The following is a 13,615-nucleotide window of genomic DNA, read 5'->3' on the forward strand; positions in this document are numbered from 1 at the left end:
TTCATATAGATATTCCTCATAGGGAATACGAAATGAATGTGTGACAAACATGTTTTTTTCCTCCTCTCTTGTTTTCTATACAACCATTATATAAGAACATACGTTCCCTATACAAGAAATACGCCCACAATACGAAAAAAATCGAACCATTAACGTGTCACGAGACACGTCTGGTTCGACCTCACTATCATCCCACCTCTAAAGAAGTGGGCTTTATCGTTCGGAAAATCTGTAAATTAAAGGAATTGACTGGTTCGCATCGAATTAAACTATGTAGAGGATACTTTTCATAAGGAGGAGAAAGAGATGGAATGGAGTTTCTTAGCAGTCATCCTTTGTATTCTAACGTTAGGTTACTTTATTTATTTAACACTCGCTGATTAATTAAATACTATGCGACCTGTGCCCTATATTGATAAAGCATAGGTTGTTTCATTTTGCTCATGATAAGTGCTTACTCCTCCCCAAAAACAAATGATATACTAGCTGAAGATGAATTGTATACGAGAGGAGAAAGTAAGAAATGGATTTTGTTCATATTATAGCCGAAGAAAAGATTAAACAAGCCATGAATAATGGAGAATTTGACCATTTACCCGGAAAGGGAAAACCTCTTATCATAGAAGATTTATCAGCTATCCCTCAAGACCTTCGAATGGCCTATAGTCTATTAAAAAATGCTAAGATGTTGGAAGATGAGCAAAACTATCGAAAAGAATTAATGCAAATAGAAGATTTAATCGCTTGCTGTCACGACCCAGAAGAAAAGCTAGTTCTACAACAAAAGCTCAACCAAAAACTCCTTCAATTTAACCAGGTCCTGCAAAAACGCAACACCACAAATAGCAATGCTTTTAAAAAATATGATACAAAAATTCAAATGCGCATAAGAAAAAATTAATTCTTTATTTAAATAAAAGCCTGGCACCTCATTCATCATTCTAAGGTCTCAGGCTCTTGATTCACTTGGAGAAAACCATAATGAAATTTCGCTGTTTTCCGCTTCAATACTTGAAAACCAAATTGCTCAAATCGTAAACTGCGAAAGTGATCTTTCAGTACGACCCGATTCCGAGCAACACGCTTCGCTTCTTCTATAATCGCTTCTGTTAAAGAATGTGTCATCGCAAAATGTGTAAGTGTTCGAATACCATCCGATTCAAGAATGCTTTCTTCAAACATTGGATCAAAATATACCACATCAAAGCTATTATCGGCCATTTGCTTAAGCGCTTCAAAATGATGTATACACTTCACTTCTACTCGGCGCATCGCTTGAATGATCGAATTCTCACCGTCTTCCCATGTGTTTAATCCATGAGCCACAAGAAAAGCAAGCAAACGATTATCCTCTAATGCCACAACTCGACCGCAATCTCCTACAGCAAAACTTGCGACAATCGCATCGGCTCCAAGACCGAGCGTACAATCTAGCACGGTGCTGCCAGCTGTAATGTTCCCCGCTGCAAGATAAGGGTCGCTTTCTCCTTGTAAAAGCCTTTTAATACGGATCATCGCTACATTAGGATGAAAAAAGAAGGGGGCTTGCTCTCCAAAACGATGTAATTCAATACGGTTTTTCCCATATACGATACAATCTGCTCCATTTCCAGCTTCTTGTACCGCTTTCACAGAACGCTTACAACGCGCGACATACGGAATATCGAGTTCACGTCCTACTTGCTGAGCAAGCTCAATGGAATGCTCGTCTGTTCTTCCTGCTGTAGTAATAAACATATAGATAGCTCCTATTTCTACTTAAAAAATGCCTTGTTGCATACACAAGGCATTTTTCCAAACACTTATTTTACATTATCAAATGCAATCAGCAAATTATCTTTAATGGCTTCTAATGAGTTTCCTTCAATATCATGACGTGGAATAAAGTGAACGACTTCTTTCCCTTTTAATATAGCCATTGATGGAGATGAAGGTTCAATTCCAACGAAGTATTCACGCATTTTAGCTGTTGCTTCTTTATCTTGACCAGCAAATACAGTCACAATGTGATCTGGTTTATTGCTAGTCTCTGCAACTGCTTCAGTAGCTGCTGGACGAGCTAAGCCAGCTGCACAGCCGCATACAGAATTTACAACAACAAGTGTTGTTCCTTCTACCGATTCCATAAAGTTTTCAACTTCTTCTGCTGTTTGTAATTGTTGAAAACCTGCTTGCACTAATTCTTGACGCATTGGCATGACCATCTGTCTCATGTATTCCTCATATGCCATTGACATACTAACATTCCTCCTCAAAAAACAACAATGATAATTATAAGGATACTATACTTTATGAAGATTATGCAAAAATCGCGCTTACCAAAGAAAAACAGCGGCAGAAACGCTAAGTTTCCACTGCTGTTTCACTGCTGCAGACGTATTAGATTTTCATTACTCCGCCTGTGCTAGCATTCGTAACAAGTTTAGAATAACGCGCTAAGTAGCCTGTTTTTATTTTTGGTTCAAAACCTTTCCAGTTAGATTTACGTTTTTCAAACTCTTCATCCGAAATTTCTAATGTGATTGTACGGTTTTCTAAATCTAATTCAATGATATCGCCATCTTCAACAAATGCAATTGGGCCGCCTTCCGCTGCTTCTGGAGACATATGACCAATACTGATTCCGCGTGATGCACCTGAGAAACGTCCATCTGTAATTAAGCCAACTTTCGCTCCAAGACCCATTCCGGCGATTTGCGAAGTAGGTGCCAGCATTTCCGGCATACCTGGTCCACCTTTTGGACCTTCATAGCGAATAACAACAACATGACCTTCTTTAACATGACCTTTCGCAATGCCTCGTAATGCATCTTCTTGTGAATCAAAGCAAATAGCAGGGCCTCTGTGATAGCCGCCTACTGATTTATCAACCGCTCCTACTTTAATAATAGAGCCGTTCGGTGCAAGGTTACCAAATAATACAGCAAGGCCTCCACGCTCTGAATGTGGATTATCTAATGGACGAATAACATCCTTGTCCAAAATTTCACAGCCTGCTACATTTTCACGAAGTGTTTTTCCTGTTACTGTAATACGATCACCATTGAAAGCACCTGGCTTTTTCAATAGTTCGTTAATGATTGCACTTACGCCGCCAGCATTGTGTACATCTTCAATATGGTAGTCTGAAGCTGGAGCAATTTTCGCAAGATGCGGTACACGATTTGCTATTTCATTAATGCGCTCAATTGGGTATTCGAATCCAGCTTCATGAGCTAATGCCAATGTATGAAGAACCGTATTCGTCGATCCGCCCATTGCCATATCTAAAGCAAATGCATTGTCAATTGCATCGATTGTTACGATATCGCGAGGTTTAATATCTAATTTAATTAATTCCATTAATTGCTTAGCAGATTTTTTAACAAACTCTTTACGGTCTTCTGATACAGCTAAGATTGTACCGTTACCAGGAAGAGCAAGTCCTAAACCTTCAGCTAAACAGTTCATGGAGTTCGCTGTAAACATTCCTGAACAAGAACCGCATGTTGGGCAACCGTATTGTTCAAGCTCTAATAAAGCTTCATCGTCAATTTTGCCGACTTGGTGAGCACCTACTCCTTCAAAAACAGAAGATAAGGAAAGCGGTTTCCCATTTTTATCTTTACCAGCTTTCATCGGTCCTCCGCTAACAAACATCGTTGGGATATTCACACGAAGAGCACCCATCATCATACCTGGTGTAATTTTGTCACAGTTTGGAATACAAACCATTCCGTCAAACCAGTGCGCAGAAACAACCGTTTCAAGAGAATCTGCGATAATTTCACGACTTGGCAGTGAATAACGCATTCCAATATGTCCCATTGCAATTCCGTCATCTACACCGATTGTATTAAATTCGAATGGTACTCCGCCCGCTTCGCGAATGGCTTCTTTTACAATTTTACCAAATTCCTGTAAATGTACATGTCCAGGAACAATATCAATATAAGAGTTACAAACCGCAATAAACGGTTTACCGAAATCTTCTTCTTTAACGCCGGCTGCACGCAATAAGCTGCGGTGTGGAGCACGGTCGAAACCTTTTTTAATCATGTCACTTCTCATTTTTGGTTTAGACATTTGATGTGATACCCCCAATTTAAACTAAAATGTTTGATTACTTAGTGTAGTTCAACCATTCACTATTCTCTAAAAATTCTAACATATTTAGAGACAAATGCAACCGTTCTACTCTTAAAAAGCGCTTTACAAAAAATAAATAATTAGAAAAGCACGACTTATCACTCCTAATGGCGAAAGTCGAAGTCTTTTCTTACACTTTAATCCTTTAGAAAAGTTAAACTTCTTAAAAAATAAAAAAGTAACCATGAAGGCTACTTTTTTATTTTTCCTTTATATAAGGTTTTCATAAGGCTTATCTCTCATCCGCTTGTCTTGCTTCCGTCATTTGCTTCCAAACAGAGCCTTTTGCTGCTTCTCCATTTTCAATGCGGTCAATCGCCATCTTTACTTGTAGTGCGACTTCAAACTCTGGATCTTTCTCTGCTTGTTTTAAGGCAGGCAGCACTGACTCATTTCCTGCTTCATAGAGAAACATTGCTGCTCTCCATCTGACAAGCTTATTTTTATCCGCTAATGCTTGCGCCATTTCATCCATCGCTTCTTCAAATCCCAAATCAGACAGACAATCACCCGCTGTTCTTCTAACAGCTGCACTAGAATCTTTCAACGCTTTATACAAACTTGGTAAAACTTTTGGATCCTCAATCATTCCTAAATACACAACGGCTAGACGACGAATAGACACTTTGTTATCCTCTAATGCTTTTTCGAGTAGAGGAAGATCCTCCACGGTCGGATCTTCCATTTGCTCTAATGCTTGATAGCGTTTTTCCCAATTTTCATCATCAAGCATATCTGCAGTAAGTTTGATTTTAGGTCGCTTAACGATTGGGTCTTTTTTATCCTGTGCCTCCTGTGCAGCTGCGACTAATTGATTGACTCGTTCCTCTGGATAAGCAGCGACAAGCTCATCTGCTACCTCTTTTCCGATTTCCTCCATATCTCCATAGCGTACTCCATAATCTTTCCATTTACGAAGCATCACAACATTGTCATCTTCTTTTTGAGCAGCTGCTACCGCTTTAACAAAATAATCCGGCAGGGCAAATCGTTTCTCACTATTTCCATCACTCATTTTGATTTGCATTGGAATGCCTTTAAATTGTTGAATCATGACCGTTACTTCGCCGAAATGTTCAAGCATCGCTGTTTGCTGCGACTGCTCAGCTGTTTCCTCACCAAACACTTGACGGATTTGAACTAATATATCTTTCCAATCATATTTCGCATTCCGCTCTACAGCTAAAAAATCGGCTACATGATACACGCCTTTCACACCGTCAATTTTAAACAATTCTTGAATAAGTGCTGGCGCTTGATCCGCCCCATCTTTTTTATAATTGTTGCTTTTACCAGCTGGCAGTTCTTCTGTTAAATTAATTTTCATTGTATTTGGACTTGGTGTAGGTTCGATTGATTTAATTTGCATTATTTACTCTCCTTCATTCACACGTTGTTCGCTCCATCGATTTTATCATATTCAACGGAGAATCTCATGCAATCCGGACTGAACGAAAAGAAGGAGCTGTCTAAAAAGCCCCTAAAATAAAAAGCATTAATGAAAATCCAATGGAGAACTCTATTCCTTTACTGGATTTTGTTGTTCATGGCTCTGATGAACGACATTTTCCTGGCCGGATTTCTCGATTTTTGTCCTTAAACATACTGTTTGAGGACGGTAAAAAAGTAATAATCTGAGGAGGATAATTGTTCAACAAACGGAAAGGCTGCCCCGAAAGCCATGTTCATGACTTTTGGGACAGCCTCCTCACTGTTATTCCTCTTCCAGCTTCTCTGCTAAATATGTCCATCTTTCCATCATATATTCTAACTTTTCATTCAGTTCACGTTCTTCTTCTACGAGCACATGAATCTTTCCAAAATCACTTCCGGCTGCTGACATTTCCTCAGTAATTTCGGCTAGTCTTTGTTCTACTTCTTCCATCTTGCCCTCAATCTCTTCCCATTCTTTCGTTTCAGCATACGTTAATTTCTTCTTTTTCTTTTCGGTACGCTTTTGGACAGGAGGCGCCTCAACTGCCTTTTCCACGACCACTTCTTCTATTTTTTCTTCTAAAAACTCTGAATAGCTACCGTAATAAAATTGGATATCTGCTTTTTTCTTAAACACAAACAATTGCTGACACGTCTTATCTAAGAAATAGCGATCATGTGACACGGTGATAACAACGCCTGCAAATGTTTCTAAATAATCTTCAAGCACTGTTAATGTTTGCGTATCTAAATCATTGGTCGGCTCATCTAGCAGTAACACGTTTGGAGCTGACATTAAAATGCTTAATAAATAAAGACGGCGCTTCTCTCCACCCGATAGCTTGCGAATCGGTGTCCCATGAGTATGCATCGGAAACAAGAAACGCTCAAGCATTTGTGCAGCCGAAATATAACTGCCATCCTTTAATTGAATTGAATCAGCCGTTTCACGAATATATTCAATCATTCGCATATTTTCATTCATATCGACATTTTCCTGAGTATAGTAGCCAATCTTCACCGTTTGACCAACTTCTATTTCACCAGCATCAATTCGTTCACGACCTGCTAAAATATTTAATAACGTCGATTTTCCGCTGCCATTGCTACCAACAATCCCAATTCGATCACCTGGTTTAAAAAGAAACGAAAAATTCTCGATAATAGGTTCCGCTCCAAAGGACTTCGAAATCGACTTTAGTTCCAGCACCTTTTTTCCAAGTCGTGCTCCACTTAACTCCATTTCTAATTGATCGTTATTACCTTTATGCTTCAAACCAGACTCTAGAGACTCAAATCGTTGAATTCTCGCCTTTTGTTTCGTTGTTCTCGCTTTTGCTCCTGTACGAATCCAAGCCAATTCCTTTTTAAACAAGCTTTCTTTTTTACCGCGCTCAATCGACTCATTTTCCTCACGAATGGCTTTAGCTTCTAAAAAGGCCGCATAATTTCCCTTGTATTCAAAAAGGCAACTGTTTGCTATTTCCCAAATTTTATTAGAAACATTGTCCAGGAAATAACGATCATGCGTAACGAATAAAACAGCGCGAGGATATTTCACTAAATAATCCTCAAGCCACTTAATACTGTCGTAATCTAAATGGTTTGTCGGCTCATCCAAAATCAATAAATCCGGTGTCTCAATTAGCGTCTTGGCAAGTGCTACTCGCTTCTTCTGGCCACCTGATAATTGTCCTAATGTTTTTGAATAATCCTGCATTCCAAGCTTCGATAAAACAGTTCTCGCATTCGCACTTGTATCCCATGCATTTAGTGCATCCATTTCCTGCTGTTCTTGTAATAAGCGATTTTGAAGAGTTGAATTTTCCGGATCGTTTTGTAACTCGACAAGTGTTTTTTCATATTTTCTAATTAATGAAAAAATCGGAGTATCACTTGCAAACATATATTCCATCATCGTTAACGATTCATCAAAATTCGGATCTTGCGATAAATAAGAAATGCGATAATCATTCGGATGAGTTTTCTCGCCTATATCGCTCTCTTCCTTGCCTGCAATAATATTTAATAACGTCGATTTCCCCGTTCCATTAATACCAACAATCCCTATCTTTTCTCCTTCTGAAACCGAAAAAGAAATATCTTTAAAAAGCAGCTTTTCACCTTGTGTTTTCGTTACTTTCTCCATGCTAAACACTTTCATATCGTCTATCCCATTCCCCAATCTATTAGTTATAACCTAGTAAAGGTCTATTGTTCCCTCATTGTTTATGCAAACATTTCTTGATATCTTCTTCCATTTCAAACGGTTTTGTTTGAGGAGCATAACGGCTTACAATCTCTCCCTCTCGATCAATTAAAAATTTCGTAAAATTCCACTTAATCGATTTGGACCCCATCATTCCGGGTGCATGTTCAGTTAAATAGTCAAACAATGGATGAGCCTGTTTTCCATTTACATGTACTTTCTCAAAGATAGGGAAAGTAACTCCATGATTTAATTTGCAATACGTATCAATTTCTAATGAATCTCCAGGCTCTTGACCAAGAAACTGATTGCATGGAAACCCTAAAACGACTAGACCTTCTTCTTTATAGCGCTCATACAACTTTTGCAAATCTCCATATTGAGGAGAAAACCCACATTTACTTGCCGTATTCACAATAACAATAACCTTTCCTGCATATTCCTCAAGCCAAATTTTCTCACCATTGATTTTATTTACTTCGAAATGATAGATAGACACGCTAATCTCTCCCAACTATATAAGTTGATACTACTGATTCATGCCTTTTTTAAAAAACGTTTCCATCCATTGCAACGATTGAATTAAGTACTCAATCATATCGACTAAGTCATCAATCTGGTCTTCCTTCACCAGCCTATCAAAAGAAATCGTAAAGGTCGAAGAGAAGGACTCCTGCTTTGTATTCATCATGGTAGCCACTGTTGTCCAAGCAATCGATCGTTGTTCACCCCAAATGCCTGCTAAACCTGTTAATATAGATACCGCCTGCTCTTTTGTTAACTGCTCCAGCAAATTCACAAAAATCTCTACGGTTGAACCATTCGAACTTTCGTTACTATACCCCGCTAATAACTCCGAGCTTAAATTTTCAAGAGAAGCTGACAGACGGATACCTCCACTGACTTTCTTATGTATACGCGGTTCCTTTAATTCAAATTCTACCGAATACTGTCGTGACAGCGTAGCCAAATTCATCAAATCATCTCGTTTAATCACAAGAATATCTCCATAGAAGTCCCGGTCATACACCGCTCCCTCCAGTATCACTTTCATATTATCAAATGCCGTTGGGTCAAACAAATACTCATTCACCTCATTTTCATTTACAACAAGCTTATATTCTTCATTTTACCACGTTATAAAACATCAACCTGTATAAGAATTTGTAAAAAACCCTTTCCTATTTTTCAATATTCTATATAATAGAAATATTATTAATTTAATCGTGGGTAAAGGGGGAGAACTATGCCAATCAAAATTCCTGGCCAATTGCCAGCAAAAGAAATATTAGAACAAGAAAACATTTTTGTCATGGACGAACAGCGTGCGACTAGTCAAAATATTCGCCCTTTAAATATATTAATCTTAAATTTAATGCCTGAAAAAGAAAAAACAGAAGTGCAATTACTTCGTTTTTTAGGCAATACACCACTTCAAGTGAATATTTCATTCCTACGTCTTAGCACGCATAATTCTAAAAATACAAGCAAGCTTCACTTAGATCAATTTTATAAACCATTTTCTGAAGTCAAACACAAAAGATACGATGGCTTAATCATTACAGGAGCTCCCGTTGAAAAACTTCCATTTGAAGACGTCAACTACTGGGAAGAGCTGAAAGACATTATGAATTGGTCAAAAGACAATGTCACATCTACTCTACATATTTGTTGGGGTGCTCAAGCCGCATTGTACCATCATTACGGCATTCACAAATACGAATTACCACAAAAATGCTTTGGTGTATACAAACATGAAGTCCTGTTGCCAAACGAAAACCTTGTTCGAGGCTTTGATGATTTCTTTTTGGCTCCGCATTCACGCTATACAGATATTGATTATGCAAAAATCAAAAACCATCCTGAGCTAAAAATTTTAGCCGAATCTGATCAAGCTGGTGTTTTAATCGCTTCTTCCAAGGATGGTAAAAACATTATGATTACAGGTCATTTTGAATATGATGCAACAACACTTGCTGATGAATATCACCGCGATCATGAACGCGGCATTTTTACACAGCTGCCTGAAAATTATTTTCCACAAGATAACCCTGATAACACACCTTTACATCGCTGGAAAAGTCATTGCAGCTTAATGTTTTCTAACTGGTTAAATTATTACGTATATCAATTAACTCCATTCGAATGGGATTGAAAAAGAAAGATTCTTCAGAACTCTCTTCTAATATAGGAAACCAGCTAGTCGGCATAACATCATGCCTCAATTCAGCATGATGTTATGCTAAATTCGCTGCATTTTTAATAATGAAAAGAGCGTAACTCAAAGGTCGAATAGATGCCTTTTGAGTCATGCTCTTTTTAATAATTTCTCATCATCTACAATAAAAAAAGCCGTATATAACGGCCTTATTTAGTATTTTCTTCATTTCTTTTTTGAATTGCTCGCAAATCTGCGATACGCTGAGGAGACTCTTCAAAATATTCAACAAGATCTCCTACACGATCAATGGAATCCCAACTAAGGTGATGCTCAATTCCTTCTACATCTTGATAAATATTTTCTTCCTTCACACCTATTAAGCGTAACATTTGCTCTAACAGCTCATGGCGATATACAAGACGTTGGCCAATTTTTCGACCATTTGCCGTCAAAACAAGCCCTCGATACTTTTCATAAATTAAATATTTTTCTTGATCTAACTTCTGAACCATTTTCGTAACAGAAGATGGGTGAACAGACAAGTTTTCCGCAATGTCAGAAACTCTCGCATATCCTTTTTCTTCAATTAATAAGTAAATTTGTTCTATGTAATCCTCCATGCTCGGTGTAGGCATCCAGAATCCTCCCATTCAAACGCATATAAAAAAAATTGTACTATACATATAGTCCTGAAACAAGAATTACCTCCCCAAGACTATCCTAATGATGCCATATTTTATATACGCTGTACAGATGTAGGTGGATATGAACTACTCCTATCGTTTTTATTTTTCTTTCCATTTGCGCTTTCTACCAATTGGACAATTCGTGCAATAACCTATCCCTTCTGAATCTTCTTCTAATTGATAATATAAACAACATGTTTGACGATATGGATATATGTGCAAGTCCTCTCCTATTTTCAAAAAGCGATTAATTGGATTTTCTAACAAATCAAACAGTTCTCCACTAGTACCTTTTAAATAATTGAAGTCACTGTATAATCTCTGCTTTTTTATAGATGCTATTTCTTGAGCCAAGAGTTTACGATATATAGAGTTAATCCGAACAGATAGATTTTCCCATAATATTGCCGAAGGAATACCTGATAGTTTATTCAGCATATTCCAAATAGGTGCTATATGATTAGAAAATAACTCACGCAATATGTTTTCACGCCACTGTTCTCTCTCGATATTCTTTCCTTCATTCCATTGGCACATGTTTTCTTGAATATATAAGGTTCGTTTCGTACTTAATGAGCATGCTTGTATCGGTAGGTTTAAGACACTATTAAATTCAACCATGCTATAAAGTGTAGATGCTACCACAAGATAAGCATACCTTTTTGAAAACATCGATGCAGCTACTGATAAACTAGGTGCTCGTAGCTCTTGCATCTGCTTTTGAAGAAACAATCTACACTTCTCTTCCTCCAGCAAATCTGTTACTAGCATTACTTCATCAATTTGCGATACGTTGCATATATGGAATCTTTTCTTGAACACCAAAATCTCATTCGTTACAAAATGGTTCATTTATATCACCCTTAAAATGAATTACGATTCTTGATAAGTAAATAAATAAAAAATGGGGCTCCAATACCAGATGTAAAAACCCCTACTGGAATATCTAATGGTTGAAAAGCATATCGTGCAATCCAATCAGCAACAACGACTAATATAGCTCCGATTCCAGCTGTTGTAATAAATAGAAGTGAAGTATGATGATGGACAATTCTTCGTGAAATATGTGGTGTTAATAAACCGATAAATCCGATTCCACCAGCAACGGAGACAGATAACCCACAAAGCAATGCACCAAACAGCAAAAAAACAATTCTAAATCTTTTTAAGTTTAAACCTAGCTCTTGTGCAATAGAATCTCCAAAACCATATAATTCAAACTTACGTGTTGACCATAGAATCAGTACAAATAAGATGAAGAAACCAATTAAAATAGAGATTGTTTGAACCCAATTGACCGCATACAAACTTCCAGTAAGCCATAAGTACGCTCTTTCTGATGAAAAAGAAGCCGATGTAACAAGAATATACAAAATAATAGCATTTGCTAGTGACGATAAACCAACTCCAATTAACACAAGACGATTTGCCGTTATGAATGGATGCAGAGAAAAAAGATAGATGATGAAAAAGGTAATAATAGCCCCCAAAATAGCAAAGATTGGGGCCCACTGAACACCCATCCCATCGCTAAAATATGTTAGAAATAAAACGGCACTCACAGAAGCACCACCCGTAACCCCAATAACGTCTGGTGAAGCAAGCGGATTGCGAATAATTCCTTGGACAATTAATCCTGCCACAGCCAGTGCTGCCCCAACAATCATGCCCGATAACACACGCGGCATTCTTAATTCACCTAATGCAAATTCATTTTCAATCGGTGCTAATTGAAAGATATAATTGATTATTTCATACAATGGAATAGTATCTGTTCCAATCATTAAACCTAATAAAAGAGCCCCTATTAAACTGACGAATACCGCAATCGTTTTATATACTTCTTTTTTAATCAGAAAAAAAGATACTCTCTCATTTTTTGTACGAACAACCCATCTATCATTCACGTGCATGCCCCCCTTTAAAAGCAACATAGATAAAGAACGGAGCCCCAATAAATGCTGTAATAACCCCTAAAGGAATTTCCGCAGGCGGATGAATAAGTCTTGTACTTAAATCAGCAATTAATAAAAAGATACTCCCTAACAAAATGGAATACGGTGTTAACCACGGATATCCACTTCCAACAATCGATTTTGCTAAGTGAGGAATAATTAAGCCAACAAAGCCAACATTTCCTATCACTGCCAACGAACCTCCAGCTAACACTACCATTAAAATAAGTAATGTTAATTTCATAACGAATACATTTTGTCCTAAACCTTTGGCAATGCTTTCCCCAGATGCATAAATGTTCATCGATCTGCCTAAAAGGCAAGTAATAATAAGTGAACCGAGTAAGTATGGCAATACAGCTAGTATCATATCTAATGTTCGCCCGCTAATTGTGCCTGCCATCCAAAATAAAACATCACTCATCCCTTTTTGATTCATTAATAGGATAATTTGTGTAAATGACACAAACATCGCATTCACAGCTATTCCAGCTAAAACGATTTTGATAGCTGAAGTGCTTGCACGGCCTAGTGAACCTAAAAGATAAACGAGCAAAGCGGCTAATAACGCACCTAAAAAAGCAAAATAAACAAGAATATGTAAATCTGAAATTTGTAATAGTACAACGCAAACGACAATAACAAAAATCGAACCAGAGTTAATCCCTAATACGCTAGGAGAACCTAATGGGTTACGCGTCAATAGTTGACTGATTACACCTGCTACAGCTAATGAAGCTCCTGTCACAACAGCAATCACCATACGTGGAAATCGCTCTTGCCAAATAATGATATGTGCTACATCTTTTGGATTAGACGATGCTAGCGTTTTATAAATATCCATCAACGTAAAATTCGTATTTCCAAACATTAAACTAGCTAACATACAAATAATTAATAAAAGAGTTAATAAAAATAAACCTATCCATTTCATTTTATCTTGTCGTACGATTCGTCCCATTTAATCACCATTCATTCTTTTCGACATCATCCCATTAGAAAAACCTGCTTCAAGGATGAACATAATATGTTCTCTTTCAGC

General features: G+C 37.5%; 13 protein-coding genes. 2 read left to right on the plus strand and 11 right to left on the minus strand.

Annotated features, from left to right (window positions below):
- The first annotated feature begins 523 nt into the window (after positions 1-523).
- A complete protein-coding gene (locus V7068_RS13875) occupies positions 524-901 on the plus strand; it encodes a DnaJ family domain-containing protein (protein WP_499713277.1) in 378 nt (125 codons plus the stop codon).
- Between the two features lie 35 nt (positions 902-936).
- On the opposite strand, the gene V7068_RS13880 is transcribed toward V7068_RS13875, so the two are convergent.
- The 7 genes from V7068_RS13880 to V7068_RS13910 form a co-directional block, all read right to left on the minus strand.
- The gene (locus V7068_RS13880; protein WP_499713278.1) at positions 937-1,737 is read right to left on the minus strand and encodes a class I SAM-dependent methyltransferase; all 801 of its coding nucleotides are present in this window, start codon (positions 1,735-1,737) and stop codon (positions 937-939) included.
- Positions 1,738-1,802: 65 nt separating this feature from the next.
- Positions 1,803-2,237 (minus strand): BrxA/BrxB family bacilliredoxin, encoded by a 435-nt coding sequence (locus V7068_RS13885; RefSeq protein ID WP_119115234.1) that lies wholly within the window; start codon positions 2,235-2,237, stop codon positions 1,803-1,805.
- A gap of 142 nt (positions 2,238-2,379) precedes the next feature.
- Complete coding sequence (gene ilvD, locus V7068_RS13890) at positions 2,380-4,065, minus strand: dihydroxy-acid dehydratase (protein WP_499713279.1); 1,686 nt, start codon at positions 4,063-4,065, stop codon at positions 2,380-2,382.
- Between the two features lie 295 nt (positions 4,066-4,360).
- Positions 4,361-5,497: a conserved virulence factor C family protein gene (locus V7068_RS13895; RefSeq protein WP_499713280.1), complete on the minus strand. Its 1,137-nt coding sequence runs from the start codon at positions 5,495-5,497 to the stop codon at positions 4,361-4,363.
- A gap of 345 nt (positions 5,498-5,842) precedes the next feature.
- A complete protein-coding gene (locus V7068_RS13900; protein WP_499713281.1) occupies positions 5,843-7,726 on the minus strand; it encodes an ABC-F family ATP-binding cassette domain-containing protein in 1,884 nt (627 codons plus the stop codon).
- Between the two features lie 58 nt (positions 7,727-7,784).
- Positions 7,785-8,270: a glutathione peroxidase gene (locus V7068_RS13905; RefSeq protein ID WP_499713282.1), complete on the minus strand. Its 486-nt coding sequence runs from the start codon at positions 8,268-8,270 to the stop codon at positions 7,785-7,787.
- Positions 8,271-8,300: 30 nt separating this feature from the next.
- Complete coding sequence (locus tag V7068_RS13910) at positions 8,301-8,852, minus strand: hypothetical protein (RefSeq protein WP_403035022.1); 552 nt, start codon at positions 8,850-8,852, stop codon at positions 8,301-8,303.
- A 165-nt stretch (positions 8,853-9,017) separates the two neighbouring features.
- On the opposite strand from V7068_RS13910, the gene metA reads away from it, so the two are divergent.
- Positions 9,018-9,926 carry a homoserine O-acetyltransferase MetA gene (gene metA, locus V7068_RS13915; RefSeq protein WP_127761064.1) on the plus strand — a complete coding sequence of 303 codons (909 nt, stop codon included), beginning with the start codon at positions 9,018-9,020 and terminating at the stop codon, positions 9,924-9,926.
- Positions 9,927-10,138: 212 nt separating this feature from the next.
- Here metA and mntR read toward each other — a convergent pair whose 3' ends face one another.
- The 4 genes from mntR to V7068_RS13935 all read right to left on the minus strand — a co-directional run bounded on the left by mntR (position 10,139) and on the right by V7068_RS13935 (position 13,534).
- Positions 10,139-10,567 (minus strand): transcriptional regulator MntR, encoded by a 429-nt coding sequence (mntR, locus tag V7068_RS13920; protein WP_127761065.1) that lies wholly within the window; start codon positions 10,565-10,567, stop codon positions 10,139-10,141.
- A gap of 150 nt (positions 10,568-10,717) precedes the next feature.
- On the minus strand, positions 10,718-11,470 hold the full coding sequence (locus V7068_RS13925; protein ID WP_499713283.1) for an IucA/IucC family C-terminal-domain containing protein: 753 nt from the start codon (positions 11,468-11,470) through the stop codon (positions 10,718-10,720).
- Between the two features lie 11 nt (positions 11,471-11,481).
- Positions 11,482-12,525, minus strand: a complete 1,044-nt coding sequence (locus tag V7068_RS13930) for a FecCD family ABC transporter permease (protein WP_499713284.1) — start codon at positions 12,523-12,525, stop codon at positions 11,482-11,484.
- Complete coding sequence (locus tag V7068_RS13935; RefSeq protein ID WP_499713285.1) at positions 12,518-13,534, minus strand: FecCD family ABC transporter permease; 1,017 nt, start codon at positions 13,532-13,534, stop codon at positions 12,518-12,520. Before V7068_RS13935 ends, V7068_RS13930 begins: the two co-directional genes overlap by 8 nt.
- Between the last annotated feature and the right edge of the window lie 81 nt (positions 13,535-13,615).

It is taken from the genome of Bacillus sp. JJ634, from assembly GCF_036962285.1.
In the GTDB taxonomy this organism is placed as follows: Bacteria; Bacillota; Bacilli; order Bacillales; family DSM-1321; genus Peribacillus; species Peribacillus asahii_A.

Excerpts from the sequence above, each read along its gene's own strand:
- V7068_RS13885 (WP_119115234.1), bottom strand. The coding sequence starts at position 2,237 with ATGTCAATGGCATATGAGGAATACATGAGACAGATGGTCATGCCAATG.
- mntR (WP_127761065.1), bottom strand. The coding sequence starts at position 10,567 with ATGCCTACACCGAGCATGGAGGATTACATAGAACAAATTTACTTATTA.
- metA (WP_127761064.1), top strand. The coding sequence starts at position 9,018 with ATGCCAATCAAAATTCCTGGCCAATTGCCAGCAAAAGAAATATTAGAA.
- V7068_RS13875 (WP_499713277.1), top strand. The coding sequence starts at position 524 with ATGGATTTTGTTCATATTATAGCCGAAGAAAAGATTAAACAAGCCATG.
- V7068_RS13895 (WP_499713280.1), bottom strand. The coding sequence starts at position 5,497 with ATGCAAATTAAATCAATCGAACCTACACCAAGTCCAAATACAATGAAA.
- ilvD (WP_499713279.1), bottom strand. The coding sequence starts at position 4,065 with ATGTCTAAACCAAAAATGAGAAGTGACATGATTAAAAAAGGTTTCGAC.
- V7068_RS13925 (WP_499713283.1), bottom strand. The coding sequence starts at position 11,470 with ATGAACCATTTTGTAACGAATGAGATTTTGGTGTTCAAGAAAAGATTC.
- V7068_RS13935 (WP_499713285.1), bottom strand. The coding sequence starts at position 13,534 with ATGGGACGAATCGTACGACAAGATAAAATGAAATGGATAGGTTTATTT.
- V7068_RS13900 (WP_499713281.1), bottom strand. The coding sequence starts at position 7,726 with ATGAAAGTGTTTAGCATGGAGAAAGTAACGAAAACACAAGGTGAAAAG.
- V7068_RS13880 (WP_499713278.1), bottom strand. The coding sequence starts at position 1,737 with ATGTTTATTACTACAGCAGGAAGAACAGACGAGCATTCCATTGAGCTT.